Source organism: Halomarina rubra (assembly GCF_023699475.1).
GTDB lineage: Archaea > Halobacteriota > Halobacteria > Halobacteriales > Haloarculaceae > Halomarina > Halomarina rubra.
Genome location: NZ_JALXFV010000008.1, coordinates 470860 through 494956, shown reverse-complemented (window position 1 = coordinate 494956; position 24097 = coordinate 470860). Strand labels below are relative to the sequence as shown.

Below are 24097 nucleotides of genomic sequence, written 5' to 3'. Positions count from 1 at the left end.
GTTGCCAGACGTCATACGGAGATGGATGCCATGGCGGCGGGGGTGCCACCGGAGGCGGGGCGCGCAGTGACGCTCCCCCGCAGCGTGCCGGTGTCGACCGCGTCTTTCTCGGTGAGAATCTCTTTCGCACGCCCCTCGACGAACAGGGCGATGTTCCTGACGAGTTCAGCCAGGCTGTTCGCGCTGGCGGCGAACTGATCGAGCTTACGGGATGCCTCTTCGAGCGCCGGACGGAGATACGGCCGGGCAGCCATTCGAGAGGTCCCGAACGCTATGAACACGCTGTACTCGACGCCGGTGCCGATTGTCCAAGTGACCGTCCCGACGCCCCAGCGCTCGGCGATGTCGTCGAGCGTCTCCGTCAGCGAGAGCACGCCCGTCATCTTCGCGCCTGGCATCGGTCAGTCGCCGCCTCCTCTCACGTCTGGTGTCGAGAAGCGAACCGTCGACTTCTCCAAGTCACCGAGTCGGCCCGTTGGATCGAGTTGCAGTGCTTTCCGCCAGTGGCTCAGCGCCGAGTCACTGTCGAAGCTGACGGCCCGGTTGCCCTGTCGGAGTTGCGTGACGTCACCGTCGTCGTCGACGTACGCCGCGGCGATGAGCGCCCCGACGAGTGCCAGCCGGTCGGATTGGCCCGACGCGGCGTGGGGCGCGAGGTCGTCGTTGACGAGCGTCTCGGCCAACTCCTTCTCGAAGGCGAGTTCGCTATCGGGGTACTCCGACTCGCTGGCGTCAAGCGCCCCGCGAATCTTCGACTCGTCGACGGTGATGGCCATGTGCAGTTACTCCTCCAGATTCTCGCGGCGGGCCTCGATGGCCTCTTTCACGCCATCTCGCTCGGCGTGTGCTTCGACTTGGTCGAGGAACTCGTCGACCGCACCGTCTTCGATGTCGTCGACGACGCCCTCGTCGAGGGTCCGGTCCAGAAACGCCTCGGGCTGGAACGCCTCGTCGAGGTCCTCGCTCTCGGTGACGACCTCCGACTCGTCGTCCTTGACAGGCGAAACGAGATACGGATGCTCGTCGGCGAACGACTCGGAGACGTCGATCTCGTCGCCACTCCGATGGTAGACGCCCTCCCCAGCATCGAAGAACTCGGCGCGGACCTCAACGCGGACCATCTCAGACCCCCGTCGAGATGCCGGTCAGGCGAGCGATGCCGTTAATCCCGTCGGGCTGGGTGCGAACCCACGGGATGCGACTCGACACCAATCGGAATTTGCGCGCGGCACCTCCCGAAATATCCCACGCCGTGTTCGTGACACCCTGGGCGTTCACGACACCGAAGTACCGCGGGTCGTTGAGCAGCATGATCGCCGTGTCGCTGTCCAGCCGCGGCGCCGGCACCCAGGTGAGGTAGGGGTACTTGCGATTCAGCCGGTCGATGAGCGGCTCGTCAGTCGCACTCGTCTCGTAGTTCTGGCGCATGACGCTGCCCCACAGCTTGTAGGGCACCATCACCAGCCCACCCACCTGCGACACCAGCGGGACGTCGTTCTCGTCAACGACGTCCGTCTGCTGCTCGATGGTACTGTGCAGCGCGTCGACGTCCGAGAGGACGTTGTCGGCCGTACTCCAGCCCGAACTGTTCGGCGCCTGAAGCACCTTGTCCGTGTTCGTGCTGTCCAGGCCGCCGACGGTGAAGCTCAGGCCGTCGATCTCGAACGTCCCACCCCACCCGTTGTAGAGGACTTCGTGTTCGCGGCGGTTGAGCGCCCGGCGCGCCTCTCGTGCCGGGCGGGCCTCGGGGTCTTCGCCGTAGGCGCGCTTGACCTCCATCTCCCGACCGCCGAGTTCGTACGTGACGTAGTTGAGCGGCTGGGCGACACCATCGATGCCGTTGCGGTCTCGGTCCTGGGTGGTCTCGCCACGGATGTCCATCGCCGTGTCGGCGTCCATCCGCCCGTTCGTGAGCGTCCGGACGTAGACGTAACTCGAGAGGTCAGACGAGATGCCGAAGCCCGACCCCGACAGGACGTCCATGACCGTCGAGCGGCGGAACTGTTCGTCGAGGCCTTCCATCTCGTAGTCGATGCCCATCCGGTAGGGCATCGGCGAGGCGGCCTCGACCATCTCGCCATCCGCGTCGGTGGTCGCGATTCCCGCCGCCGCGTCGAGGCTGGTCCACACGTCGGGCGACCAGCCCGACTGGGCGCGAATCTGCTTCAGCGCACGCTCACGGTAGGTCTTCATCGGGTTGAAGAACGCCGTGATGTGCTCGTCCGATGCGCCGGCCTGGAAGTCGTCGTGTGTGACGGTGTGTGCGTCAGAACTCATTAGTAGAACTCCACGACCGCGATGTCGTTGTCGAGATCCGCGTCGGAGACGAGTTCTCGGACCTGCCCGACGAACGTCGTCAGGGCGGTCGTCCCGTCCGTCTGGACGTCGGAGAGCTCGCCGTTGCTGTTCCAGCCCACGTCGTCACCGACGCTCGCCGTCGAGGACGACGCGACGCGACACCGGGCCTGTTGGAAGCGCAGGAACCCGAACGTGTAGAGATGGTCGTTCGCGTCGATGGTCGCGTCGATGGGGCTGGTGTCCATCGAATTCAGCGACGCAGCGCTCAGGGTCTGGGGTGGGACGCGAACCACGTACGTCGTTCGTGAGTTCACACCTGCGGGTGAGACGTCGTTGGCCTCTCCGGAGGTGTCGAACGTGACGCCCATCCCAGGGCGGAGTTCGGCCGTTGCGAACCCTTCCCGCTCCTTGGGCTCGTTGTCGAAGATCTCCGCGACCACCGAGTTCGGCGTATCGAGGCTCATTCGGCGACCCCCGTGGAGAAGTCATCTGCGTTGTACTCGCCATCACTCCCACCGACCGCCGCTTCAGCAGTGTCGCGGCCACCGCCGACGCCGGGAATCGGCGCTGCACCGGGCGTGGTCGCCTTGGTGTGGATACGGTCGAGGAACGGCGAGGCGAGGAGTTCCTCGCGGTCGTCTTCGGTGTAGTCCTCAGAGGCCGCGATGACCTCGTCGGCCTTCTCGGCATCCGAGGCGTGTTCGTTCGCCGCCTCGGCGATGTCGCCAACGTCGTCCTCGGTGACGAAGCCCTGTTCGCGCAGCGCCGTTCCGAGCTCTTCGGGCGACATCTCGCCGATCTGGGTCGGCGTGTCGTCCGTACCGTCGGCGTCAGTGTCGCTGCCGCCGTCCTCGTCGTCCGTGGAGTCGTCTTCCGAGTCCACGAGGTCGCGTGTCTGTTCCACCGCGTCGGCGTCCATCTCTGCGAGCAGCTCCTCGGTGAAGTGGGAGTTGGCAGTGATGAACTCGATGTTGTCGTCTTTGTTACTCATTGAGTCTGCATCCGCGTCGCGCCCGGATTCGCCGGCTCGACTATCGCCCTGGTCTGCGTCGACCGCCATGCCGTCGGCTGCCCCTTCGATGAGGCCGAGTCGGTTGGCGAGTCGCCGAACCAACCCTTCGACGTCCGCCTCATCGCCATCGGCCATCGCCCCCTCGGCGACGGCGGCCTCGAGCCCGCCTTCGTTGGCCCATGCGGCGAGATCCGAGCGCCCGCCGAACTGGGCGGTGTTGCTCGGCGAATCGCCCAGGCTCACCACGCTGAGGTCGTGCAGGACGATGTTCTGGGCGACGTACGCCCCTGTCTCGGGGTCGCGGGGGCCTTTCTCGAAGTTGGCGTGAATCGAGACGCCGTACGTCTCGCCGTTCACCCCGGCCGCGATGTCCTCGTCGTGGGTGGTCGCATCGTAGACGATGGCCTCCCCCTCCGCGGAGTAGTGCATCGAGTTGTTCCCGACCGTCGCGTCGACGGGCGGCGAGCCCTCGTAGTCGGGGTGGTCTTTCGTCAGCTTCGACGCTGCCTGTGAGTATTGGGCAGTGGCGAGCTGCTCCGCCGTCATCAGAATCCGCTCGCCCTTGTTGTTGTGGAGGACGTCGCCATCCGCGACGGCGACACCGTGGATGGGCCACGGCCCGTTGTCGGGGTCGGCCGCCGCAATCGTTTCGCGGACCTCGGCGTGGTCGCGGACGTACGTCTCGATGGTGTCTGAGTCTGTCATAATTGCTGAACCAGTTAGTTGACGACCGGAGCCAGAGCACCCCGGCAGTTCGGGTGCAGTGGTGGTCCGCCCAGCGGGATGTCGTCGAGTGGGTACGGGCCGTTTCCGACGATTGGCGCGCAGATCTCAGGGCACGGTGAGTACCCAATGACGCGCACCTTCTCGACGCCCACCTGGCCGTACCGCCGGAGTGAGGCTGAGTTGTGGCTGTGCATCGTCTCTGTCCGAGCCAGACGCTCGGCGTCGGTGATGCCAATCTTGTCGATGCGGTCGGTGAGATTCCGAGCCGTCTTCCGAGGATTCCACCCCTGTGAGAACCCGGTCGTCAGCTCCCGCCGCACTGCGGTCTGCATGTCCGAGGTGACCGTCGCTAGTTCGTCGTACGACCGCGTGTACAACTGTTCGAGCGTGTCGGCGTGGACAGGCTGGTTGAACGTCGATCGAAGGCTGGCATCCGGCGGCTCGACGCCCTGGTCCCGCAGTCGGGCGTCGGCGTACTGGACGCCGCGTGAGTAGGCGCTCCGAACGTAGCGAGCGGTGAAGTGCTCGCCATTCCGAATCCGCTGACGACGCATCACCTCGAGGATGCCACGGTTGGCCTGACGCTCCAGCCAGTCGTTGAACTCGTCTTGTGCCTCGGCATCCGTGCTGAACGAGAACCGACCCGCCGGCTGGATGTCGTCGGCCGCGGCGATGAGTGCATCGACGTCCGAGCCGAGTCCCAAGGCATCGTTGTCGATGACGGTCGTCCGGACCGCGCCCTTCAGTCGACGGAACGGTTTGGCGAGTCGGACGCGGTACTCGTTGCGGAGCCCCTTCGTCCGAGTTGGGCCGCTAGCCATCGTCGCCCGACCCGCCCTCCCCACCATTCGCGAGCGCTGGCGGTGTCGCGCCGGTGGGCGGTGCGCCTGCGTCCTCCGCAGGGTTCACCGGGGCGGGCTGGTCGGTGTCGTCCATCTCGGGGAACTCGCCGTCTTCGATGAACTGCGCGATGGCTGCGCTGTCGAGGCCGGGCGCGTACGAGGCGATGTTCTTGACGACGGTCGACCGGTTCTCCTGAATTTCCGACTGTTCCAACTCGTCCTGCTCGGCGAGTGGCTCACGCTCGACGTCGTAATCATCACCGGCCGGTGGGGCGACGACCTGGTATCGAATGAGCCGGTCGGCAAACTCCCGAACGAGCTGGGGGTCACAGACCTGTTCGACGAGCTCGGCGATGGCACCGTAGAACTCCCGGAGGTCCTGTGACCCCGCGACCTCCCCGCTCTCGTTGCCCTTCAGAATCTTCTGTGGAATCTTCGTCGATTCACTCAGCGTCTCGATGAGTGCCTGCTTGATCTGTTCCGGGTCGATCTGGTCACCCGCGATGCGGTTGACCTCGACGCCCTGGGTCCGCATCATCGGCTGGAACTCGTTGACGTACGCGTCGGTCTCCGCATCGATCTGCTCTTCAGCCCCCTCCGGCAGGCTCGCGTCCTTGTCGATGTTGACGTGAATCCCCGGCCGGGCGATGGAGTACGCCGCCTCCGCCGCACTGCCTTCGAGTTTCTGCAGGTCGGTGACCGTGTTGTAGATCGGTTCGAGCGCAGGCGTCCCCCGGACCTCGTCGTCGAGCAGTCCACCGGCGATGTGGATGACGCGACTGTGGTGGACCCACTGCTCGCGCTGGCCAGCGCCGAAGACACCCGCTGTCCCCGCGTCGTTCTCGTCCGAGAAGTCGATGCGATAGTACTCGGGATGCCCCCACCGGCCGCTGCTGGCGTCTGCCCACCGGATATCCGTGACCGAGAGCTGTGAGAGCGGGCGGAGCCACTCGATTGCGTCGCCGGGGTCGTTCTGGCTGAGTGCCGTTCGGTCGACGGGCGCGGCGAACTGCTGGTCCTCGCCGTCGGCCCACCCGATCATCAACAGCCCGAACTGCCCGATGCGAGAGAGCAGGTGCGCGCGCTTACAGTAGTGCCACAGTCGTGTGCTGTTGACGACGTCGGCGATGTCGGACTCGAAGTCCGTCTCCGCCCCTGCCTCAGAGGTCTTCTCGTCGACGTACTCCGGGGCGTTCCGCCAGGCCGTCTCCGCGGGGATGGAGATGACTGCGTTAGCATGCGGGTTGCGGAGGAACGACGCGTAGTAGTCCTCGACATCGGGCGAGCGGTCCCAGGCGAAGTTGTCGTAGTAGTCTCGCTTCCCGCCATAGGCCATGCCGAGCGCAGCGGCGAGGACCGCCTGGTTCCGGAGCCCACCGAAGTCAGCCCGCGTCGGCCCGTCGGGGTCGTCAGGGTGTTCTATCGCCATCTGCTCGACCTCCCTGTCGCTGGCGTGCCGAAGGCGCCGGCTGTAGATCCTGTGTCGGTCATGACGTTACGCATTGCAATCTCAATCGCGTCGAGGCGGTCGTCGTGAGCGGCGTTGGGAAACTGCAGCCACTCACGCGTCTCGAAGTCTCGCCACTCCTCGTTCGAGGGGTCGCCGACGACGCGGAGTTGGGAACTCTCGAACTCTGCGGCCAGGTTGTGAATCCGCTCTTCTTTGCTGCCCGTCGAGGTGTCACCCTCGGCGGGGATGGGTGTCTCATCACGGAGACGCTGGGCGACGCCACGGTTGGCGTTCTGCTCGACGAGCATCGCGTCGATGTCGTACTCGGTGAGTTCCTCGACCGCCCAGTCCGCTGCCCCCTTCACTGACATGCCCCGGCGGTGGGCGAGGTGAGTGAGGTAGCCTCGATTGGCCGAGGGATTCCAGGCGATGACCGCCAGTGCGGTGTAATCGGTGTCGTTCTCGGCGGCCTGCTGGAGGTCCTCGACGAGGCCGATGTCCATCCCCGCCACCCAACGATAGCTCGATACAGGGTGGGGGAGCTCGTCGACGTATGTGAGCCACTCCGATTTGAACACCTCGCCGCTCAGGGCGTGGGGGTCCTGCTGGTTCTCACGCCGCCAGATGGGCAGTGAGTCGTCGCCGTCGACGATGTCGTACAACAGTGACGCCGGGGGTTTGTGCTCGGGCCAGAGGACGGTGAGGTCGCGCTCCGGGATGACGCCGTTGTTCGCGAGGTTGACGGCCGCCGGCAGGTCGGCGACGTCGTCGTAGACAACCCCGTCGTCGCCACGAACCGACCACGCCCGTTGCTCGATGAGCGGCCAGTCGGTCTCACGGATAGCCTTCGAGACCTTCGCATCCCACGTCGCTGAGTGGAGAACGTCCGTCTCGTAGAGGTCCTGGGGGTGTTTTCGCGTCCCAATCATCGCCTGAACGAACCCGCCGTCGAGGACGCTGTCAGGGTCGCCGAGGTTCTTCGTGTAGTCTCGAAAGTACTCCCGGACGTTCCGGCGCTGGGTCTCGGTACGCTGGTTCTCCCAGTCGGCTATGTCGTCCCAGATGATGACGTCGAAGTGCTTGCCCGTCAGCTGGCTCTCGAGGCCGTAGGCACTCAGCGAGGGCTCTTTGTGGTCGTTGGCGGCAGTCGTCAGTTGGTGGCCCGCCGCACTGTCGATGTCGATGCCGAACGTCGGCGCCCAGCGCTCGATGGCGTCGACGACCTTGCCGGCGCGCTCGCCCGCGATGTTGGCCGTCTTCGAGATGATGGCCACGCGGACGTCCGGGTGGGTGAGCAACACCCACGTCGGAAACACGACGCCCGCACTCTCGCTTTTGCCGTGTCCACGCGGGAGCAGGCGAGCAATCTTCTTCGGGGCGTGGGGGAAGTCCGCGTCGATGGCCTTCCACAGCGCATTGTACAGCTCCTTGAGATGGTCGCCCGGGGGGAGTGAATACTCGAACAGTTGGACCGAGGCGATTGCCGGGTGGGCCAGCGGGTTACGCTCGGCGATGGCCGCGGCACTCGCCTGGTCTGTCTGGCTCATGTCTGGGGCTCGGTGTCGAACGTGCCATCGAGGGCAGCTTTCTCGTCGGTCGAGAGGGTCAGGTCGAGGCCCGCCTCGAGTGCGCTCGCCTGGCGATCGTCCGGTGACGCACCCATGAGACCGAGGTCTTTCAGCCACGCCCTGCGGTCTCGAGAGAGTGCCCGCTGGCCCTTCGCGACGACCGTCTCCTTGTAGGTGTAGTACGTCTCGCCACCGTCGCTGACGTGCGTCTCGCGGTCGACTGCGGCGTTGCCCGACTCCAGGCTCTCGGGTTTCTCGATCGCCCATCGGTCGGCGTGGACGTGCTTGCCGTAGGAGACGGCGATGCGGAACAGCTCGGCTCTCGTCCCGGTCGTCGCCTCGCCATGGCGTGCTTCGTAGTCGGCCAGGTAGTCGCTGAAGATGTCGTCGACGAGCTGGCGTTCGTCGTCGGTCAGGACCTGTTGGTAGGTCGCGTTCGTCTGGGCGTACAGGCCATGCGTGACTGCGTTCGTGTTGTCGTTGTGGCTCGTTCCGTCGGGGGACGTCCCGCGGTGATGGCGGCACTTGCCGTCGGGGAAGTCCGTTCCCCACCCGGCCGGCCGACCACACGGTTCGCCATCACGGTTCGACCCGCCGTAGTCGCCACACTCCTCTGCGTAGTTGCGTTCTCCCATGGGGCGTTTCACTCAGTGAACCATCGCGACCGCACCAGCCGCGAGCGTCATCGACCCGATCAGGACGATGAGAAAGTACCAGGGTTCCTTCTGGACGGTGCGGCTGGCTATGGGCAACGAGTTTGGGGCCGCCCGAAGGCCGAACGCGATTGTGATGAGTGCGATGAGCGTGCCGATGGCGAGTCGGTCGTAACCCAGCGTGAGGGCGATGCCCAGCGGGATGCCGACCAGACCGAGCTCGAGCGCATGCGCCTCGTCGTAGATGAGGTCTCCAGCTACCTTCTGGAGTGGAGTGGGGAGCCAGGCGGGCGGGTCGTCGAAGACGTAGTCGTCGCCGTGGAGTGGTTTGCGTGACATAGGGAGTTACAGCGGAGTCAGAGACGTGATGGCAAATGCCAAACCTATCATTCGAGGTGGGTGAATTATACTGTCGCCACCACTACCTGTTGATGCGGGACTAGGAGTGGCTGTCAGAGGCCGTTTCCAACTCGGGCATGGGAATCTGCATTGACCAGGGGCTTCCACATGTTTTGCAGCACTTCTTGAGACGATGTGGCGGTAGTTGAGACGACGATTGTATTTTGCGACCAGATAGCAGGATAGGCCCTCGAACTATCGAGAATCAGTACATGTCGTCACTGAGATACCGTCGCATCTCACTAAGTGCGCAGTCCGAGAGGGTACCGGTTGTGTACTCTGCTCGTGGGGGAGTACCATCTCCGCTACAAGTTGCAAGTGCGTCATCAGAGCCGCCGGTCACGAGGTTGTTGTAGCCAGTCTTCCCGGTGATGAGGGGAGATGCTGTGTCCCCAGGGACCAACCCGTTGTGGACCGTCCCGAAGGAGTTGATGTCATCAGCGTGCCCGTACTGAGTCGCCGGCGAGTTCGACTTGTCCATTATCGTCCGTGCGAACTCGCTTTTGGCGATATTATCGAATATCGTTCCTTCGACTCTTGCACCGCTAAAGTTCATATCACCGTTCAGGAACGCAATGCCAGGCCGATTATACCCGAACATCAAGTCGCTAGTCCAGCTGGCGGTCGTCGTGGATCGCATTCCCTCGCCACCATGACCCTGCCCTTTTCTCCAATCCGAAATTTCGGACTCGTCAAAGACGAGATAGTGAATGGTACCGTCGCCGAGGTACTGCGTCGAATCGAGGACGTTATACATGTTGTACCAGCCCATGCACCCGGAATAGTCGCTTCCATCAACGGTGGTACGACTGACATTGATGTCGGTCCCGATTTGGCCTGCTACACCCTCCAAAGCACTCTGAACGCTGTCTCTGCGTCCGTCGCTGATCGTGTCCACATTGTACAGGTTGACGTAGAGTGTGGGGTAACCACCGCCCCCGGATCCCCCATCGATTGCATCGTTTGTCCCAACGTCTGGGCCTTCTGTCCCTGTCGAATCATCTCCAGACTCGTTCGAACCAGGATCGGCTGCGGCTACACTGGTTCCCGTGGCCGCAACACTCAGCGAAATCGCCGTCTTCCGAAGGACTTCTCGTCTATTAACTGTCGATTCACTTTTGGAATTTTGCTCGCTCACATGTTAGAGCAGAAATAATTTGTATTAAATATTTCTATATTAATATTACATATACAATGACGCATAGATGCCGGTCTGAGCCCGGCGTCCATTACATGATCGCTGACAAGCCGGGTTGGGGCCCGCTCAGTGGATTTGCGCGTGGGATAAACTACCAATCTCACCAATCTACGACTCAGGCCGGTGGGCCTGGTCCCATAACCGGGTGAACTGGACGAGGCCGATGCCGAGCGCGCCGATGAACGCAATCGCAATCGCGAGCGCGGCGTCGCCCTCGACGGCGAACCACGGCGCGCCAGAGAGCAGGAGGATGACACTTCCCCAGGCGGTCAGCTTGACGGGTGACCAGCCGTACTCGCTGCGCGCGAGGAACAACACGACCGCTAATCCGATGAGCAACAGGCCGGCGATGAGGCCGATCTTGAGTGCGAGTTGCAGGTCCGGCGGAAGCGGGTAGCGCATCACGAGCTATCGTCCTCCTGGCTCGCCGTGCCGATGGTGACCCACTGTGAATCGACGGAGTAGCCCATCACGACCAGCATCGCCCCCAGGAGGGCGACGTACAGCTGCCAGGTCGGATGGTAGCCGGGGCGCCGGACGTCGTTGACAACCACGAACGCCAGCAGGCCGAAGAGCCCGGCGACGAGCAAGTTGTCGGCGCTGAGGAGCTTCATTCATAGTTCTCGACGGCATCGAAGGGAACTCGGTAGCGCCCGCCGGTGTCGAACTCGACGCGGACGAACAGGTTCGACTCACTCGAGCGGAGATGTGGCTGGAACACCTCCCCGAGGACACGACACTCCGAGGGGAGGGAGGTCAGTGGATGGACGGCGGTCGTACGCGTGCCTGGAGCTGCGGCCATGAGTCACAGCACCCGGAACTCCTGGAGGTCCTCATCGAACGCTGCGGTGTAGATATCGCCGACCCGATCGCGGATGGCCTCATCGACGGCGCCGTGGGCTTTCGGAGCGGAGGCACACACTGCCTCGAGACGCCCAACGGCTGGGCGGAACTTGACGCGGGAGGCACAGTGGGGACTCCGCGCGTGCGTGTGGTCGAGCATCCACGCTACCCAGTGACCCTGACGGGCGAGGTACTCGGCCAGCGCGTACCAGACGAACGTGTCGATGGCGTCTGTGGCGGCTTTCAGGCGCTTCAGGGCGAGCGCTGCTTGCCGATCGATCGAGGGTTCTGGTTGGCGGACCTGGCGCTGGACCCGCCGAAAGTACCCGAGCAAACCCTGCTGCGCCGAGCGGAGTTCGCCGTTCGTGAGGGCGCCCTCTCGGGAGTCATCCCACTCTGCGTTCGGGTGGTTGAGTGGTGTCCGAACGCCGTGTCGGTACGCACCGGGGTAGTGGCGGTCACGCGAGAGAGGAGCGCCGCTCTGGGGATCGAACGCGTGCTGTTGAATCATGAGAAAGCGAGTGCTGAAGCGGGCACCATCATCCAGACGTCCGGTGGCCGGGTGCGACGCAGAGGCGTCTTGCCTTGACAACTGCCAGTCTCGGCCATAAGCGTTGTGCGAGCGGAGATTGGCCACGTCAGCCCTTGGCCGTCGGATTCGACGTGGTCGGGCCCTGCTTGTCACTCGGAGCGCCCCACCTGTCCAGCGTTTATGTCGCCTGCAGTGAAGACCAAGGCATGCAGTTCGACGCGCTCAATCAGGAGATTCGTGAGTTCTGTGACGAACGCGACTGGGAGCAGTTCCACACCCCCAAGGATCTTGCCATCGGGCTGTCGACGGAGTCCAACGAACTCCTCGAACAGTTTCGGTTCAAGGACACCGAGGAGCAAGCCGCTCTCCTCGAAGACGCAGGCTCCCGACAGGCCATCGAAGCCGAACTCGCCGATGTCCTCTTCTTCACCCTCCGATTCGCCGACCTCTACGACGTCGATCTCGAACAGGCGCTCGCCGATAAACTTGACACCAATCGCGAACGCTATCCGAAGGATGAATACGCGTCATCCAACAAGAAATATGACGAATAGCGAATGCTTGTCTACGAGAATACGAAGGCCGGGCTGCTGGACGATGTTCTGAACGATCGGCTCGTCGCCGAGATCAAGAAGGGACACGCTGACCAGGGACTCGCTGTTGGGAGCGACAGCGAGGTCCGCTCCTGGGAGAACTCCTTCCAGTACGTCTACAAGGTCCTCGCCAGCAGCGACATCCCCGACGACGCGGGTATCGCCGTCGAGTTCAAGATTCCCCTCACCTCACGCCGTGTCGATCTCATCATCTCCGGGTACGACGAGGCCGGCAACGCGAACGCCATCATCGTCGAACTGAAACAGTGGGAAGGCGAGTCCACCCAGGCCGTCGCCCACAAAGACGGTATCATCGAGACGTACCTCGGGAACGATATCCGCGAGACGACTCACCCGTGCTATCAGGCGTGGTCGTACACGCAGTTCCTCGAGGACTTCAACCAGTACATCCAGGAGACGCCCGTCGACCTCCATCCAATTGCGTATCTCCACAACTACGAGCCCGAAGCCCGCGAGGAACTCGAACACGAAGCCTATCAGCAGTACACCGACGAGGTGCCGCTGTTCCTCCGTGGCGAGGTCGCGCAACTCAGTGCGTTCCTCGAGTCGAAGATCCAGGTCGGCGACGGCGGAGAGATTCTGCAGAACATCGACGCCAGCCCGCTAACGCCCAGCAAGTCACTTCAGGATGCCATCCTCGAGATGCTCGAGGGTAACAACGAGTTCACGCTCATCGATTCCCAGAAGGTCGTCTACGAGAAGGCGCTCGAACTCGCCGCCCAATCCCAACAAGACGACCAGAAGCGCGTCCTCATCGTCGAAGGAGGCCCCGGAACGGGGAAGACGGTCGTCGCCATCAACATCCTCGTCGAACTCCTCCAGCAGGACCTGACCGCGCAGTACGTCTCGAAGAACAGTGCGCCCCGAGACGTCTACGAGCAGAAACTCAGGGGGGACATGCTCGTCAAGGACATCAACCACCTGTTCACCGGCGCTGGCAGCTACGTCGATGAGGAACCGAACACGCTGGACGCGCTCATCGCCGACGAAGCCCATCGCCTGAACGAGAAGTCCAACTTCTTCGGCCACGGCGAGAACCAGATCATGGAAATCATCAACGCGGCCCAGTTCTCCGTCTTCTTCATCGACGAGACCCAGCGCGTCCACATCAAGGACATCGGCTCCATCGACGAGATCGAGAAACACGCCGCCGAGTTGGGTGCCGAGGTAACCAAACGGTCGCTGACGTCGCAACTCCGGTGTGCCGGCTCCGAGGACTACATCGACTGGCTCGAGGACGTCCTCGACATCCGGGAATTGGCCGTCCCGATGGAGGAGGATGTCAAGTACGACGTTCGGGTGTTCGACTCACCTCAGGAGTTGCACGATGCCATCGAAGCGAGAAACGAGGACGGCCGGCTCTCCCGGGTCGTTGCTGGGTACTGCTGGGATTGGGAGAAAGAGAGTAAGCCCGATGCCGAGTCCATGGACATCACAATCGGCGACTACGAACGCAGTTGGAATCTCGAGGCGAACGACCCGTGGGCCATCGCCGAAGGGTCGGTCGACCAGGTGGGCTGTATCCACACCAGCCAGGGGCTCGAATTCGACTACGTCGGCGTCATCATCGGTGACGACCTGCGGTACGAGGATGGCGAACTGGTCACCGACCACGAAGCGCGAGCGAGTGCTGACCGGTCGGTCCACGGGATGAAGAAGATGACCAAGGAGCGGCCGGATGATGCGCGAGAACTGGCTGACGAGATCATCAAGAACACCTATCGAACGCTGATGACCCGCGGCATGAAGGGTTGCTACATCTACTGCTGTGACGACGACCTCCAGGAGTACATGCGATCGCGCGTGGCAGAAATCACGAGCGGAGACGCCACCGTCGAACTCCCGCAGTAAGTTAGCCTACGACTCTTCGTCGGCCAGATGCACTGGCGAGAGGTCAGGATGCTCCGTCGGGAGCCAGGAGACCCGTGGTACGAGTGTCTCGGGGTTGAGCCCCCGCACCTCGGCGAGATCGAGCTGGTCGCGGTGTTCCCGGAGGTAATCACGGACCGTCTTCGGTTCACGAGAGAGGTCGTAGTCTTCTGCAAGGCGGTGTTGGATCGTCGAGCTATGCACGCCACCACGGGCGAGGTCGCGGTCGTCCGCGGCGACCGCTTCCTCGATGACCGCCCGGACGACATGGGGGGTGAGAACGCGGTGGCTGGTCGGTCCGGACGACTCGGCAAAATTGGGTTCGGACATTGGGTGGGTTTCACGGCGTGAACAACGGTCGCGGCGGCGTTCACCTTCCTCCACGCCGGCGGAGACGGCGTAGAGTCGGTATACCCGTCGCTAACCGCACTTTACTTACACATAACAACACAACTGGGGTAGAGTTAAAAACAACGGCGGTGGAACTACGGGATAGAAAATCGGCATCTCAGTTGGCCTCCGAGTGGGTCGGGTTGTTCACGGCGTGAAGCACCGCGTCGTCTTTCACAGCGTCGAGATTCACGAGAAGCCGCTTCGTGTCAGCATTCGTAGAGTCGTACTCGAAGCCCTCGAGGTGGCCGGCAAGTTCCATGAGTTTGTAGCAATGGCCAGCACTGGGGCGGTTGTCGAAGACGGCGAGGACAGCGTTGTAGTCCATCGACGCCTTCCCACCGTTCGAGCGGCCTTTACGGCCGAGTGCGATGCGTAGCTCACGAACCTTCTGTTCACGACTCTTCTCCGCGTAGGCCGTAGCGGTCGGGTCGGGCGTCACCGTGCCCTCTAGCTTGGCGAGGCGATCGATCACCGGCTCACTGCTTTGGATGTGCTTCGGGAGTTGCTCTGGCCCGACCACGAGGTCCTGAAGTGCGTTCAGCGACCTGGTGAGCGAGTCGACACGACTCTCTAAGACGAACACCGCGTCGACGAGTTCGTCTTTCTCCATCGACTGGAGTTCCGCGCGACGAGCGTCGGTGCTCATTGTCTCACCTCCAAGGTCTCGTAGTCCGGCGCGTGACGCGGGTGGTTGTCCTCGTGCATCACGAGCAACTCGTCGAGCGTCCAGCGGTCACTCGTCGTCCCCTCCGCACCACAGTCGGGACAGTAGAGTCGGTAGCGGGCCATCACGCTCCACCCCATCTGTCCTCGGGGACTGGCGGATGGTCGGGCCAATCACCTCGTCCGCCGATGCGCAGGGCGCGCTCGCCCTCGGCGTGCTCAACGTGCCGTTCGATCGTGCCGGCGTCCTGGCCGAACCGGCCAACGAATCCCCCGCCGTAGCCGTGGTGGATGACGGTGAACTCACGGCGGCCGCGGCGCTCGGCACGCGGGTTCTGTCGGACGGTGTACGTGCCGGCGCGCGTCCGGATGCGGACGACACAGCCCTCGCGCAGCTTCCGGATGAACGTCTGGGCCCGGAGCTGCCCGTCGGCGGTGGCGTCTTTGATGTGGGCCGTCCCGTGGCTCATCGGTAAACCACCTTCCGACAGCGCAGGCACTCGCGCGCGTCGTCGACGAGCGCTGCGCCACAACACGGGCAGTAGTCGGCAGTGATACCCTTCGTGGCCTGGAGACTCACTGGGCGTCACCTCCCTGTGGCCCGCCCAGCGCCATCACGAGCGTCGCCAACTCTGTCTTCGTGAACGCCCCGGCGTTGTCGGATTCCCAGTCGTCACTTGACAGACCGGCGAGGCTGTCGATCTGCTCGCGTAGCTCGACCGCCGTGTTCGCTTCCGCGAGGACGAACGACCTGACGTCGAACGGCCAGTTATCGAACTCCTCGGGGACGGTGAGGTCGCTCATGACGCGACCACCCCGCGAGTAGGAGCTGCCTTACAACCAGCACCGCCGCTGGTTGATTCAATTGTCAACGAATTGGTAAGAGCCAAGGGTGGGATTTGAACCCACGTATTCTCGATTACAAATCGAGTGCTTGAACCACCCAAGCTCCCTTGGCGCGTTGTTCAACCGTCCCCCTCGCCGGGTATATCGTTTTCGACAGGCTTGAGCATCGTGATTCGGTGCGGGTCGTAGCCGTGACGACGGTAGAACCGACGGGCGTCCTCGTTTCCGGCCATCACGTCGAGGACGACGACGTCGGCACCGTCGGCGGCGAGCGCCGACTCGGCGGCGTCGAGTAGCGTCGACCCGACGCCCGCGTCGCGGTGGTCGGGGTCGACGAACAGGTTCTCGACGAGTCCTTTCCGGACGTCCGTCTCGTACGCGCCGGACTCGACACTGAACTGGACGAACCCGGCGACCGTGTCGTCGTCCGTCCGTGCGACGAGCATCCCCCCGGTGACGATGGAGCGACAGATGGTCTCACGTGCCGTCCCCCGGTTCGGCTCCGCCAGCAGGTGGGAGTCGTACGCCTGCTGGTCGGCCGCCAGCGAGACCCAGGCGTCCGCGAGGGCGTCGGCCTCGTCGATTCCGGGGGGGTCGACCCTCACGACAGCGCCTCGACCGCGGGCAGCGACTGACCGGTGAGGAGCTTCAACGCCGCCCCTCCGCCGGTCGAGACGTGGTCGAACCCGGAGAGGCCGAGTCGACGGAGGGCCGCGGCGGTGTCACCCCCACCGACGACGGTGTACTCTGCGGCCCGGGCGGCCTCGAACAGGTCGGCGGTCCCGGCCGAGAACAGGTCCATCTCGAACACGCCGGCAGGCCCGTTGAGGACGGCCGTCCCCGTATCGGCGAGCACGTCGCCGTACGCCGCGACCGTCTCCGCCCCGACGTCCATCGCGGGCTCGCTCGTCGGGAGGTCCTCGACGGGTAGTTCGACGCGCTCGCCCCCGCGCTCGACGGCGACGTCGACGGGCGTGTGGATGCGCTCGCCGTGGGTCTCGAGTAGCTGTTCGGCACGGGCCAGCGCCTCGCCGGCGCGCTCTTTGACCACTTCTGTCGACTCGACGCCGAGGTCGACCCCCCGAGCGTGGAGGAACGTGTTCCCGACGACGCCGGCGGTGAGCACCCGGTCGGCGAGTCCCGATTCGAGGACGCTCGCCGCCACGTCGATGGAGTCGTCGACCTTCGCGCCGCCGAGGACGTACACCCGTGGCGTCGGCGTCGAACCGATGTCCCCGAGCGCGTCGAGTTCCCGTTCCATGACCCGACCGGCGTACCCCGGCAGTCGCGCCGGGAACCCGACGAGAGAGGGCTGTGAGCGGTGGGCGGCGGCGAACGCGTCGTTGACGTACGCGTCCAGGGCGGGAGCGAGTCCCGTGACGAGGTGGGTTTCGGCGGCCACCTCGGGGTCGAACGCCATCACCTCCTCGCTGTAGAAGCGGGTGTTCTCGAGGACCAGGACGTGTCCCTCGTCGAGTGCGCCGACGGCCCCACGGGCGTCCGCGCCGAACGTCGTGTCGTGGTAGGCGACGGGAGCGTCGAGCAGCTCGTCGAGGCGGTCGGCGTGGGCGGCGAGCGTCGTGAAGTCGTCACCGCCGGGTCGACCCTGGTGGGCGAGGACGACGACACGGGCGTCGCGGCCGGCGAGTTCGTCGAGCGTGTCGACGTGCGCGCGCAGGCGGGAGTCGTCGGCGAGCGAACCGTCGTCGTCGATTGGACTGTTGATGTCGACGCGCACTCCGACGGCCGCACCTGCGGCGTCGAGGTCGTCGAGCGTCCGGACCATGCGACACCCTCCACCATCGGCGACCTAAGTTGTTCCCCTCTTAATCCCAGCTCTTATCCCTCCGAACCCGTGAGCGCCCGCTGTGACCGACCGTAACCACCGCCTAGCGTCGCTCGTCCTCCCCGCGCTGGCGCTCGTGCTCGTCGCCTGTTCGTTCGGTGCGGCGAGCGCGCTCGCCGGCGACGTCCCGCTGCTCGCACGCTGGTCGCTCGTCGCGGCCGCCGGTGGCTGTGGGGCGACGGCCCACCGCCTCGCACACCGGCCCGTTCCCGAACGCGAACGCATAGGGTTCGCCTTCGGGGCGGTAGCCGCTCTCTCCGGGGCGCTCCTGTTCGGGAGCGCCGCCCTGTTCGGGACGCCGACCGACCCCGTGCGGGCGAGCGTCCCGCTCCGTGCCGTCGCGTGCCTGTCGTTCGGAACCCTCCTCGTCGCGACCGTCGCCACGGTGGCCTACCTCGTGGGGACGCTCCGACGACGCGAGTCACCGGAGCAGCGCGCCGACCGAATCTCCGAACAAGTGTTGGGCAGCGAGCGATTCTGACCCGCCGAGGAGGGTGGGTTATTTATCCGTCGACCGCCGATGAGTGCGTGACACACACTCATGGCAGTAAGCGACAGAACTTCATGGGGGGGCCGATTCCTCGACAATCCCGCGGCGTTCGTCGCGGGGGCGGTCGCAGTGCTGTTGTTGCTGGACCTGGTCCGGCGACTCGTCACCGGGGCACTGGGGCCGGCCACGCTGATGACGTATCTCTGGACCGGCCTGGTCATCGGACTCATCTACGGTCTGGCGGGTATCGGCCTCTCGCTGACGTACAGCATCCTGAACTTCGCGAACTTCGCCCACGGGGAGTACGTCTCCGTCGGCGCGTTCTCGGGGTGGTCGACGGCGTACATCGTCGCCGGCGGCAGTATCGCGACGCTCGGGGACCTGTTCTTGCTCCGCCCGCCGGCCGGACGCGTCGGCGTGAGTATCACGTCGGCCCCGCTCGCGGTCGTCGTGGGGTTGGTGGTCGGCGTCGTCGTCACCGTCGCGATGGCGCTGGTGCTCGACCGTATCGTCTATCGACCGATGCGCGGGGCGGAGGGCATCTCACTCCTCATCGCCAGCATCGGCGTCGCGTTCGCCGTCCGCTACCTGCTGGCGCTCGTCTACGGCACCGGCCGGCCAGGGGTCACCGCCGGCACGCGTCGCTTCTTCGTCGGTGACACGCTCGGACTCGGCCGGTTCATCGTCGACTCCCACCAGATAGCCATCATCGTCGCCTCGCTCGGGTTGATGCTGGGGGTCCACCTCCTGCTCACCCGGACGAAACTCGGCAAGTCGATGCGAGCGATGGCCGACAACGAGGACCTCGCCCGGGTCACGGGCATCCCGACCGAACGCGTCATCCGCTCGACGTGGATCCTCGGCGGCGGTCTCGCGGGGGCGGCCGGCTTCCTCGTCGTCCTCACTCAGGGGACCATCGCATACAACATCGGGTGGCTCCTCCTGTTGCTCATCTTCGCGGCGGTCATCCTCGGGGGCATCGGGTCGGTGTACGGCGCGATGGTCGGTGGCGTCGTCATCGGTATCGCCCAGCAGGCGTCGTCCATCTGGCTCAGGGGTCCGTGGTCCGACATGACCCTCCCGGTGACGTTCGCGCTGCTCATCGTCATCCTGCTGGTTCGTCCGCAGGGTATCTACGGCGGGGTGGAGACGACATGAGCAACTCCCCACGCGAACGCCTCTCGGTGCTTCGCACGCGGTTCAGCCAGGGCGGCGGCGTCAACGACGCGGCGCTGTTACTCGTCACGATGCTCGCACTCTGGGTGCTGTTCGCCGCGGTCGGGATGTACCTCCAGTACGACACCGCCGGCGTGCTCGGGACCGTCGTCAACATGACGTTCCTCGTCGCGGTGTACGCGCTGGCCGTCCTCGCGCTCAACCTCCAGTGGGGGTACGCGGGGCTGTTCAACATCGGTGTCGCCGGCTTCATGGCCGTCGGCGCGTACTCCGTCGGCATCCTGAGCGGTGACCCCGGTGGCACCCCCGCCGGCTTCGGGCTTCCGCTGCCCATCGGCATCCTCGGCGCGATGCTCATCGCCGCGCTGGTCGGCCTGGTCGCGGCGTTCCCGGCGCTCAGGCTCCGGGCCGACTACCTCGCCATCGCCACCGTCGCGATGTCCGAGATCATCCGCACGACGCTACTCGCTCGGCCCTTCGCCGAAATCACCGGCGCGGGCCAGGGGTTCCGGAACTTCCCGTCGAACCCCGCACGGACGCTGTACTACGAGAACCCCGGCGACGTCACGTCCGAACCGAACGCCATCGGCGAGGCCGTCTTCGGCGTGTTCGAGTCGCTGGGCGTCGCTCGGACGAACCTGGTCGTCGACCTCACGTACGCGCTTCTGTTGCTCGTCATCGTCGGCATCGTCTACGTCCTCTCGCGACGGACCGGCAACTCGCCGTTCGGGCGCGTGCTGAAGGCCATCCGCGAGGACGAACTCGTCGCCGAGTCCCTCGGGAAGGACACCCGGCTGTTCAAAATCAAGATATTCATGCTCGGCTGTGCGCTGATGGGCCTCGCGGGCGCGCTCTGGCAGGGCCTCGGCAACCAGTCGGTCAACCCGACGACGAACTTCCTGCCGGTGTTGACGTTCTACATCTTCATCGCGCTCATCGTCGGCGGGTCGGGGTCGAACACCGGCAGCGTCCTCGGCGGGGCGGTGTTCGCCGCGCTGTTGTTCCTGTTGCCGACGTACATCTCGAACATCGTCTCGACGTTCAACCTCACGCTGCCGCGACCGAACTCCGCCGTCGAGGCGGTGACGCCGCTGTTCTCGGCCGACCCGATGCCCCTCGTTGGGTTCGTCGTCGCCAACATCGACAGTATGCGGTTCATCATCATCGGGGTCCTGCTCGTCTGGCTGATGCAGAACCGCCCCGACGGCCTGCTCGGCCACCGCAAGGAGGTCGCCTCCAGCGTCGACCTGATGCAACGCGACCGCAAGCGAGGCCAGACCGCCGCCACCGACGGCGGGCGGTCCCAGGGGGGTGAGAGCGATGAGTGACACCGAGGAGCGACAGGCCGCTCCCGACGGCACCGACGCCGACCACGAGGAACCGGGAACCGCGGACTCCGCCGTCGAGGAGGCGGCGAAGTCGACTCCACGGGGCATCCCGCTGCGCGTTCAGAACCTCCGGAAGGAGTTCGGCGGCATCACCGCCGTCGCCGACGCGAGTTTCCACGTCGAGGCCGGGTCGCTGACCGGTCTCATCGGCCCGAACGGGGCCGGGAAGTCGACGACGTTCAACTGCATCGCCGGCGTCCACCGCCCGACCGCGGGGAAGGTGTACTTCCAGGGCGAGGACATCACCGGACTGCGGCCCGAACAGGTCGCGAACAAGGGGCTCGTCCGGACGTTCCAGATCGCCCGCGAGATGGAGGACATGACCGTCCTCGAGAACATGATGCTCGCCCCGCGCGGGCAGGTCGGGGAGTCGCTCGCATACTCGGTGCTGCCGGGACTCCGCGATCAGGTCGTCACCCAGGAGGAGGACCTCCGCGAACGCGCGTGGGAGACCCTGGAGTTCTTCGAGATCGACCACCTCGCCGGCGACTACGCCGGGTCGCTCTCGGGCGGCCAGCGCAAACTGCTGGAGATGGCCCGCGTGCTGATGACCGACCCCGAGATGGTCCTGCTCGACGAACCGCTCGCCGGTGTCAACCCGACGCTGGAGAAGAAACTGCTCGAACGCGTCCACGAACTGCGCGACCAGGGGCTGACGTTCCTGCTCGTCGAGCACGACATGGACATCATCATGAACCACTGCGAACACATCATCGTCATGCACCAGGGGAAGGTCCTCGCCGAGGGCGGGGCCGAGGACATCAGGAACGACGACCGCGTCATCGACGCCTACCTGGGGGAGACGCTATGAGCGCCGACTCGGACGCCGACGGCGAGTCGAGCGTCGAGTCGGGGGCCGCAGCGGAGACGCTCGGTGACGACCCCGACCAGCAGGCGGCCGAACGCGAGACCGCCGAGCGGGCCAGCGCGAGCACCGAGACGACGCGCCACGACGCCGACGGTCTGCTCGCCGTCCGCGACCTCGACGCGGGCTACGGCGACCTCCAGGTGCTCGACGCTATCGACCTCGACGTCGCCGACGGCGAGTACGTCGTCATAGTCGGCCCGAACGGGGCCGGGAAGTCGACCGTGATGAAGTCCGTCTTCGGTCTGACGACGTTCATGGGCGGCAGCATCGACTTCGACGGCAACGACATCGCGGGGAAGAACCCCGAGGACATCATCCACCACGGTCTCGGCTACGTCCCGCAGAACGAGAACGTGTTCGCGGGGCTGTCGGTCCGGGAGAACCTGGAGATGGGTGCGTACATCCTCGACGAGTTCCCCGACGAGCGCCTCGACGAGGTGTTCGACCGGTTCCCCATCCTCCGCGAGCGGCAGGGCCAGAAGGCGGGGACGCTCTCCGGGGGCCAGCGCCAGATGCTCGCGATGGGACGGGCGCTGATGCTCGACCCGAAGCTGTTGATGCTCGACGAACCGTCGGCGGGCCTCGCGCCCGACCTCGTCGACGAGATGTTCGACCGTATCGACGACATCAACGAGAGCGGGACGGCCGTCCTGATGGTCGAACAGAACGCGAAAGAAGCGCTTCGGCGCTGTGACCGCGGCTACGTCCTCGTCAACGGGGGCAACCGCTTCGAGGACGACGGCGACGTGTTGCTCAACGACGAGGAGGTCCGCCAGGAGTTCCTCGGCGGCTGACCACCTCGACCTCGACCTCGACCTCGACCTCGACCAACCTGCCGGCCCTCGCCGCTCTCTACCGTCGCCGTTCGTCACGTCTCCCCTCGCGCCGAGCGACGCCGCCGTCACTGGGGCTCGCCGGTGTGCCGTGTTCTCTCGTCGGTCGCTACGGTCGGCGCGACAGTGCGGTCGCTGCGGCGGTGCGGTCGCTACGGGGTGTGGGTCGCCGAAGAAAGTGTGGTGGTCGGCCGGCTCAGGTGCTCGCTTCGATCTCCTCGAGGGTCTCGATTGCGTAGCCGCTCTCGGTGTCGCCGGACTCGGTCCAGCCGAACAGTTCGTAGGTGACCGCCGCGAGGTCACCAGCCTCGTCGAACTCGACGGCGCTGGACGCACCCTGGTAGTTGACGTCCGTCCCGCTGGCGGCCGCTTCGAGCGCTTCGGCGAGCGTCTCCGGGCCGAACTCCTCGCCACCGGTGCTGATGGGCTGCATCTGTTCGGCGATGGCTGCCCCGTCGTTCGCGCCCGCGGCGGCGTTGGCGATGAGCAGGCAGGCCGACGCGTCGTAGGCGTGGGCGTTGAACACACCGGGAGCACGACCGTACTCCTCGTTGTACAGCTGCGTGAAGAAGTCGTTCCCGGGTCCGCTCGCGAGCGGTGCGGTCCCCTGGACGTTCGCCATCTCGTTGCCGACGTCCGCCGGGAGCGACTCGCTGCGCAGCCCGTCGGTCACCAGGATGGGCAGGTCGGGCTGGTTGAAGCTCGAGTAGAAGTCCCGGAAGATCTGGACACCGGACTCCGGGTAACCGATGATGAGCATCAGGTCGGGGCTGTCCCCGAGCGCCTGCTGGAGTCGCGAGGTGTACGACGACTGCCCCGGCGTGAACGACACCTGCTGTTGGACGGTGCCGCCGTTCTCCTCGAACGCTCCGGCGAACGCCTCGGAGAGCGCCTGGCCGTAGTCGTTGTTGATGAACAGCGTCGACGCGGACGACGCTCCCTGGTTGTCGGCCGCGACCTGCGCGAGCACGGGCCCCTGCAGCGCGTCCGAAGGTGGCGTGCGGTAGATGAGACCGCTGTCCTGGAGGTCCGTGATGGCCGGCGAGGTGCTCGCCGGCGAGCACGCGACGACACTGTTCGGGATGAACACGTTCTGGGCGGCCTGGATGGTCACCGCCGAGGACGCCGCGCCGGTCACCATCGGGTAGCCGGCGTTGACCAGGTTCTCCGCGGCGGCCTGTCCCGCGTTCGCGTCGGTCTGCGTGTCGGCCTCCTGGACGTCGATGGTGAACGTCGTGTTCCCGTCGAGTTGTGCCTGTGGGAGGATAGCACCGTCGCGGATGGGCTGACCGAGGTTCGCCAGGTCACCCGTCGTCGGCATCAGGACGCCGAGGCTGAGCGTGCGGTCGGTGGCCCCGCCGGGGCCGCCGCCGCCGCCGTCGGTTCCGGTCTCGTTACCCATCGACTCGGTGCCGGTCCCGGTGCCGGTGGTCGCACCACCGCCGCCGCCGTCCGTTCCTTCCGTCGTCCCGTCGCCACCGTCGTCACCGCCGAGACAGCCAGCGAGGAACAGCGACCCCGTCGCACCCGCACTGACGAGGAACTTCCGCCTGTCGAATTTGCGTGTCATACTCTCCCAATATTCTAACC

31 protein-coding genes and 1 tRNA gene are annotated in these 24097 nt (G+C 65.2%); 8 read left to right on the top strand and 24 right to left on the bottom strand.

All coding sequences use genetic code 11. From position 1 onward, the window contains the following. Window positions 1–11 precede the first annotated feature (11 nt). From M1L36_RS17555 to M1L36_RS17480, 16 genes are all read right to left on the bottom strand, one after another. Window positions 12–398, bottom strand: coding sequence for a hypothetical protein (locus M1L36_RS17555; protein WP_250875035.1), 387 nt, complete (start codon window positions 396–398; stop codon window positions 12–14). 3 nt (window positions 399–401) lie between these two features. Further along, complete coding sequence (locus M1L36_RS17550; RefSeq protein WP_250875034.1) at window positions 402–776, bottom strand: hypothetical protein; 375 nt, start codon at window positions 774–776, stop codon at window positions 402–404. Between the two features lie 6 nt (window positions 777–782). Continuing rightward, entirely contained in the window at window positions 783–1121 is a 339-nt protein-coding gene (locus tag M1L36_RS17545) for a hypothetical protein (RefSeq protein WP_250875033.1), read from the bottom strand. Window position 1122: 1 nt separating this feature from the next. Further along, window positions 1123–2277 carry a hypothetical protein gene (locus M1L36_RS17540; protein ID WP_250875032.1) on the bottom strand — a complete coding sequence of 385 codons (1155 nt, stop codon included), beginning with the start codon at window positions 2275–2277 and terminating at the stop codon, window positions 1123–1125. Continuing rightward, window positions 2277–2762 (bottom strand): hypothetical protein, encoded by a 486-nt coding sequence (locus tag M1L36_RS17535; RefSeq protein WP_250875031.1) that lies wholly within the window; start codon window positions 2760–2762, stop codon window positions 2277–2279. The genes M1L36_RS17540 and M1L36_RS17535 overlap by 1 nt, the downstream gene beginning before the upstream one ends. Next, a complete protein-coding gene (locus tag M1L36_RS17530) occupies window positions 2759–4015 on the bottom strand; it encodes a hypothetical protein (RefSeq protein ID WP_250875030.1) in 1257 nt (418 codons plus the stop codon). Before M1L36_RS17530 ends, M1L36_RS17535 begins: the two co-directional genes overlap by 4 nt. Window positions 4016–4029: 14 nt before the next feature. Next, window positions 4030–4857, bottom strand: coding sequence for a structural protein (locus tag M1L36_RS17525; protein ID WP_250875029.1), 828 nt, complete (start codon window positions 4855–4857; stop codon window positions 4030–4032). Then, window positions 4850–6307: an anti-CBASS protein Acb1 family protein gene (locus M1L36_RS17520; RefSeq protein WP_250875028.1), complete on the bottom strand. Its 1458-nt coding sequence runs from the start codon at window positions 6305–6307 to the stop codon at window positions 4850–4852. Before M1L36_RS17520 ends, M1L36_RS17525 begins: the two co-directional genes overlap by 8 nt. Continuing rightward, the gene (locus M1L36_RS17515; protein WP_250875027.1) at window positions 6298–7875 is read right to left on the bottom strand and encodes a phage terminase large subunit family protein; all 1578 of its coding nucleotides are present in this window, start codon (window positions 7873–7875) and stop codon (window positions 6298–6300) included. The genes M1L36_RS17520 and M1L36_RS17515 overlap by 10 nt, the downstream gene beginning before the upstream one ends. Continuing rightward, on the bottom strand, window positions 7872–8531 hold the full coding sequence (locus tag M1L36_RS17510) for a hypothetical protein (protein ID WP_250875026.1): 660 nt from the start codon (window positions 8529–8531) through the stop codon (window positions 7872–7874). The genes M1L36_RS17515 and M1L36_RS17510 overlap by 4 nt, the downstream gene beginning before the upstream one ends. Window positions 8532–8543: 12 nt before the next feature. Continuing rightward, entirely contained in the window at window positions 8544–8888 is a 345-nt protein-coding gene (locus M1L36_RS17505; protein ID WP_250875025.1) for a hypothetical protein, read from the bottom strand. Window positions 8889–9153: 265 nt separating this feature from the next. Beyond that, window positions 9154–10086, bottom strand: coding sequence for a hypothetical protein (locus M1L36_RS17500; RefSeq protein ID WP_250875024.1), 933 nt, complete (start codon window positions 10084–10086; stop codon window positions 9154–9156). Between the two features lie 168 nt (window positions 10087–10254). Continuing rightward, complete coding sequence (locus M1L36_RS17495) at window positions 10255–10548, bottom strand: hypothetical protein (protein WP_250875023.1); 294 nt, start codon at window positions 10546–10548, stop codon at window positions 10255–10257. Beyond that, a complete protein-coding gene (locus M1L36_RS17490) occupies window positions 10548–10760 on the bottom strand; it encodes a hypothetical protein (protein ID WP_250875022.1) in 213 nt (70 codons plus the stop codon). The genes M1L36_RS17495 and M1L36_RS17490 overlap by 1 nt, the downstream gene beginning before the upstream one ends. Then, complete coding sequence (locus M1L36_RS17485; protein WP_250875021.1) at window positions 10757–10948, bottom strand: hypothetical protein; 192 nt, start codon at window positions 10946–10948, stop codon at window positions 10757–10759. The genes M1L36_RS17490 and M1L36_RS17485 overlap by 4 nt, the downstream gene beginning before the upstream one ends. A gap of 3 nt (window positions 10949–10951) precedes the next feature. Beyond that, window positions 10952–11500 carry a hypothetical protein gene (locus M1L36_RS17480; RefSeq protein WP_250875020.1) on the bottom strand — a complete coding sequence of 183 codons (549 nt, stop codon included), beginning with the start codon at window positions 11498–11500 and terminating at the stop codon, window positions 10952–10954. A gap of 227 nt (window positions 11501–11727) precedes the next feature. On the opposite strand from M1L36_RS17480, the gene M1L36_RS17475 reads away from it, so the two are divergent. The 3 genes from M1L36_RS17475 to M1L36_RS17465 are packed head-to-tail and all read left to right on the top strand — an operon-like array spanning window position 11728 to window position 14355. Then, window positions 11728–12075 (top strand): nucleotide pyrophosphohydrolase, encoded by a 348-nt coding sequence (locus M1L36_RS17475; protein ID WP_250875019.1) that lies wholly within the window; start codon window positions 11728–11730, stop codon window positions 12073–12075. Window positions 12076–12078: 3 nt separating this feature from the next. Next, window positions 12079–13986: a DNA/RNA helicase domain-containing protein gene (locus M1L36_RS17470; RefSeq protein ID WP_250875018.1), complete on the top strand. Its 1908-nt coding sequence runs from the start codon at window positions 12079–12081 to the stop codon at window positions 13984–13986. 27 nt (window positions 13987–14013) lie between these two features. Next, complete coding sequence (locus M1L36_RS17465; RefSeq protein WP_250875017.1) at window positions 14014–14355, top strand: hypothetical protein; 342 nt, start codon at window positions 14014–14016, stop codon at window positions 14353–14355. 157 nt (window positions 14356–14512) lie between these two features. Here the strand turns inward: M1L36_RS17465 and M1L36_RS17460 are convergent, their stop codons facing one another. The 7 genes from M1L36_RS17460 to M1L36_RS17430 all read right to left on the bottom strand — a co-directional run bounded on the left by M1L36_RS17460 (window position 14513) and on the right by M1L36_RS17430 (window position 17692). Next, window positions 14513–15007 carry a hypothetical protein gene (locus tag M1L36_RS17460; protein ID WP_250875016.1) on the bottom strand — a complete coding sequence of 165 codons (495 nt, stop codon included), beginning with the start codon at window positions 15005–15007 and terminating at the stop codon, window positions 14513–14515. A 32-nt stretch (window positions 15008–15039) separates the two neighbouring features. After that, window positions 15040–15201, bottom strand: a complete 162-nt coding sequence (locus tag M1L36_RS17455; protein WP_250875015.1) for a hypothetical protein — start codon at window positions 15199–15201, stop codon at window positions 15040–15042. Next, entirely contained in the window at window positions 15186–15530 is a 345-nt protein-coding gene (locus tag M1L36_RS17450; RefSeq protein WP_250875014.1) for a hypothetical protein, read from the bottom strand. The genes M1L36_RS17455 and M1L36_RS17450 overlap by 16 nt, the downstream gene beginning before the upstream one ends. A 106-nt stretch (window positions 15531–15636) precedes the next feature. Further along, on the bottom strand, window positions 15637–15864 hold the full coding sequence (locus M1L36_RS17445) for a hypothetical protein (RefSeq protein WP_250875013.1): 228 nt from the start codon (window positions 15862–15864) through the stop codon (window positions 15637–15639). A gap of 80 nt (window positions 15865–15944) precedes the next feature. Then, window positions 15945–16018: transfer RNA gene (locus tag M1L36_RS17440), tRNA-Thr, on the bottom strand. A 7-nt stretch (window positions 16019–16025) separates the two neighbouring features. Continuing rightward, complete coding sequence (locus tag M1L36_RS17435; RefSeq protein ID WP_250875012.1) at window positions 16026–16511, bottom strand: GNAT family N-acetyltransferase; 486 nt, start codon at window positions 16509–16511, stop codon at window positions 16026–16028. Further along, window positions 16508–17692 carry a phosphoglycerate kinase gene (locus M1L36_RS17430; protein WP_250875011.1) on the bottom strand — a complete coding sequence of 395 codons (1185 nt, stop codon included), beginning with the start codon at window positions 17690–17692 and terminating at the stop codon, window positions 16508–16510. The genes M1L36_RS17435 and M1L36_RS17430 overlap by 4 nt, the downstream gene beginning before the upstream one ends. Window positions 17693–17774: 82 nt before the next feature. Between M1L36_RS17430 and M1L36_RS17425 the strand changes: the two genes are divergently transcribed. The 5 genes from M1L36_RS17425 to M1L36_RS17405 are packed head-to-tail and all read left to right on the top strand — an operon-like array spanning window position 17775 to window position 22468. Next, a complete protein-coding gene (locus M1L36_RS17425) occupies window positions 17775–18233 on the top strand; it encodes a hypothetical protein (protein ID WP_250875010.1) in 459 nt (152 codons plus the stop codon). A 60-nt stretch (window positions 18234–18293) separates the two neighbouring features. Further along, window positions 18294–19400: a branched-chain amino acid ABC transporter permease gene (locus M1L36_RS17420; protein WP_250875009.1), complete on the top strand. Its 1107-nt coding sequence runs from the start codon at window positions 18294–18296 to the stop codon at window positions 19398–19400. After that, window positions 19397–20746: a branched-chain amino acid ABC transporter permease gene (locus tag M1L36_RS17415; protein ID WP_250875008.1), complete on the top strand. Its 1350-nt coding sequence runs from the start codon at window positions 19397–19399 to the stop codon at window positions 20744–20746. The genes M1L36_RS17420 and M1L36_RS17415 overlap by 4 nt, the downstream gene beginning before the upstream one ends. After that, entirely contained in the window at window positions 20739–21617 is an 879-nt protein-coding gene (locus tag M1L36_RS17410; protein ID WP_250875007.1) for an ABC transporter ATP-binding protein, read from the top strand. The genes M1L36_RS17415 and M1L36_RS17410 overlap by 8 nt, the downstream gene beginning before the upstream one ends. After that, window positions 21614–22468, top strand: a complete 855-nt coding sequence (locus tag M1L36_RS17405) for an ABC transporter ATP-binding protein (RefSeq protein WP_250875006.1) — start codon at window positions 21614–21616, stop codon at window positions 22466–22468. The genes M1L36_RS17410 and M1L36_RS17405 overlap by 4 nt, the downstream gene beginning before the upstream one ends. Window positions 22469–22703: 235 nt before the next feature. Here M1L36_RS17405 and M1L36_RS17400 read toward each other — a convergent pair whose 3' ends face one another. After that, window positions 22704–24077 carry an ABC transporter substrate-binding protein gene (locus M1L36_RS17400; RefSeq protein ID WP_250875005.1) on the bottom strand — a complete coding sequence of 458 codons (1374 nt, stop codon included), beginning with the start codon at window positions 24075–24077 and terminating at the stop codon, window positions 22704–22706. Window positions 24078–24097: the final 20 nt, after the last annotated feature.

Excerpts from the sequence above, each read along its gene's own strand:
- M1L36_RS17555 (WP_250875035.1), bottom strand. The coding sequence starts at position 398 with ATGCCAGGCGCGAAGATGACGGGCGTGCTCTCGCTGACGGAGACGCTC.
- M1L36_RS17550 (WP_250875034.1), bottom strand. The coding sequence starts at position 776 with ATGGCCATCACCGTCGACGAGTCGAAGATTCGCGGGGCGCTTGACGCC.
- M1L36_RS17545 (WP_250875033.1), bottom strand. The coding sequence starts at position 1,121 with ATGGTCCGCGTTGAGGTCCGCGCCGAGTTCTTCGATGCTGGGGAGGGC.
- M1L36_RS17540 (WP_250875032.1), bottom strand. The coding sequence starts at position 2,277 with ATGAGTTCTGACGCACACACCGTCACACACGACGACTTCCAGGCCGGC.
- M1L36_RS17535 (WP_250875031.1), bottom strand. The coding sequence starts at position 2,762 with ATGAGCCTCGATACGCCGAACTCGGTGGTCGCGGAGATCTTCGACAAC.
- M1L36_RS17530 (WP_250875030.1), bottom strand. The coding sequence starts at position 4,015 with ATGACAGACTCAGACACCATCGAGACGTACGTCCGCGACCACGCCGAG.
- M1L36_RS17525 (WP_250875029.1), bottom strand. The coding sequence starts at position 4,857 with ATGGCTAGCGGCCCAACTCGGACGAAGGGGCTCCGCAACGAGTACCGC.
- M1L36_RS17520 (WP_250875028.1), bottom strand. The coding sequence starts at position 6,307 with ATGGCGATAGAACACCCTGACGACCCCGACGGGCCGACGCGGGCTGAC.
- M1L36_RS17515 (WP_250875027.1), bottom strand. The coding sequence starts at position 7,875 with ATGAGCCAGACAGACCAGGCGAGTGCCGCGGCCATCGCCGAGCGTAAC.
- M1L36_RS17510 (WP_250875026.1), bottom strand. The coding sequence starts at position 8,531 with ATGGGAGAACGCAACTACGCAGAGGAGTGTGGCGACTACGGCGGGTCG.
- M1L36_RS17505 (WP_250875025.1), bottom strand. The coding sequence starts at position 8,888 with ATGTCACGCAAACCACTCCACGGCGACGACTACGTCTTCGACGACCCG.
- M1L36_RS17495 (WP_250875023.1), bottom strand. The coding sequence starts at position 10,548 with ATGCGCTACCCGCTTCCGCCGGACCTGCAACTCGCACTCAAGATCGGC.
- M1L36_RS17490 (WP_250875022.1), bottom strand. The coding sequence starts at position 10,760 with ATGAAGCTCCTCAGCGCCGACAACTTGCTCGTCGCCGGGCTCTTCGGC.
- M1L36_RS17485 (WP_250875021.1), bottom strand. The coding sequence starts at position 10,948 with ATGGCCGCAGCTCCAGGCACGCGTACGACCGCCGTCCATCCACTGACC.
- M1L36_RS17480 (WP_250875020.1), bottom strand. The coding sequence starts at position 11,500 with ATGATTCAACAGCACGCGTTCGATCCCCAGAGCGGCGCTCCTCTCTCG.
- M1L36_RS17475 (WP_250875019.1), top strand. The coding sequence starts at position 11,728 with ATGCAGTTCGACGCGCTCAATCAGGAGATTCGTGAGTTCTGTGACGAA.
- M1L36_RS17470 (WP_250875018.1), top strand. The coding sequence starts at position 12,079 with ATGCTTGTCTACGAGAATACGAAGGCCGGGCTGCTGGACGATGTTCTG.
- M1L36_RS17465 (WP_250875017.1), top strand. The coding sequence starts at position 14,014 with ATGCACTGGCGAGAGGTCAGGATGCTCCGTCGGGAGCCAGGAGACCCG.
- M1L36_RS17460 (WP_250875016.1), bottom strand. The coding sequence starts at position 15,007 with ATGGAGAAAGACGAACTCGTCGACGCGGTGTTCGTCTTAGAGAGTCGT.
- M1L36_RS17455 (WP_250875015.1), bottom strand. The coding sequence starts at position 15,201 with ATGGGGTGGAGCGTGATGGCCCGCTACCGACTCTACTGTCCCGACTGT.
- M1L36_RS17450 (WP_250875014.1), bottom strand. The coding sequence starts at position 15,530 with ATGAGCCACGGGACGGCCCACATCAAAGACGCCACCGCCGACGGGCAG.
- M1L36_RS17445 (WP_250875013.1), bottom strand. The coding sequence starts at position 15,864 with ATGAGCGACCTCACCGTCCCCGAGGAGTTCGATAACTGGCCGTTCGAC.
- M1L36_RS17430 (WP_250875011.1), bottom strand. The coding sequence starts at position 17,692 with ATGGTCCGGACGCTCGACGACCTCGACGCCGCAGGTGCGGCCGTCGGA.
- M1L36_RS17420 (WP_250875009.1), top strand. The coding sequence starts at position 18,294 with ATGGCAGTAAGCGACAGAACTTCATGGGGGGGCCGATTCCTCGACAAT.
- M1L36_RS17415 (WP_250875008.1), top strand. The coding sequence starts at position 19,397 with ATGAGCAACTCCCCACGCGAACGCCTCTCGGTGCTTCGCACGCGGTTC.
- M1L36_RS17410 (WP_250875007.1), top strand. The coding sequence starts at position 20,739 with ATGAGTGACACCGAGGAGCGACAGGCCGCTCCCGACGGCACCGACGCC.
- M1L36_RS17405 (WP_250875006.1), top strand. The coding sequence starts at position 21,614 with ATGAGCGCCGACTCGGACGCCGACGGCGAGTCGAGCGTCGAGTCGGGG.
- M1L36_RS17400 (WP_250875005.1), bottom strand. The coding sequence starts at position 24,077 with ATGACACGCAAATTCGACAGGCGGAAGTTCCTCGTCAGTGCGGGTGCG.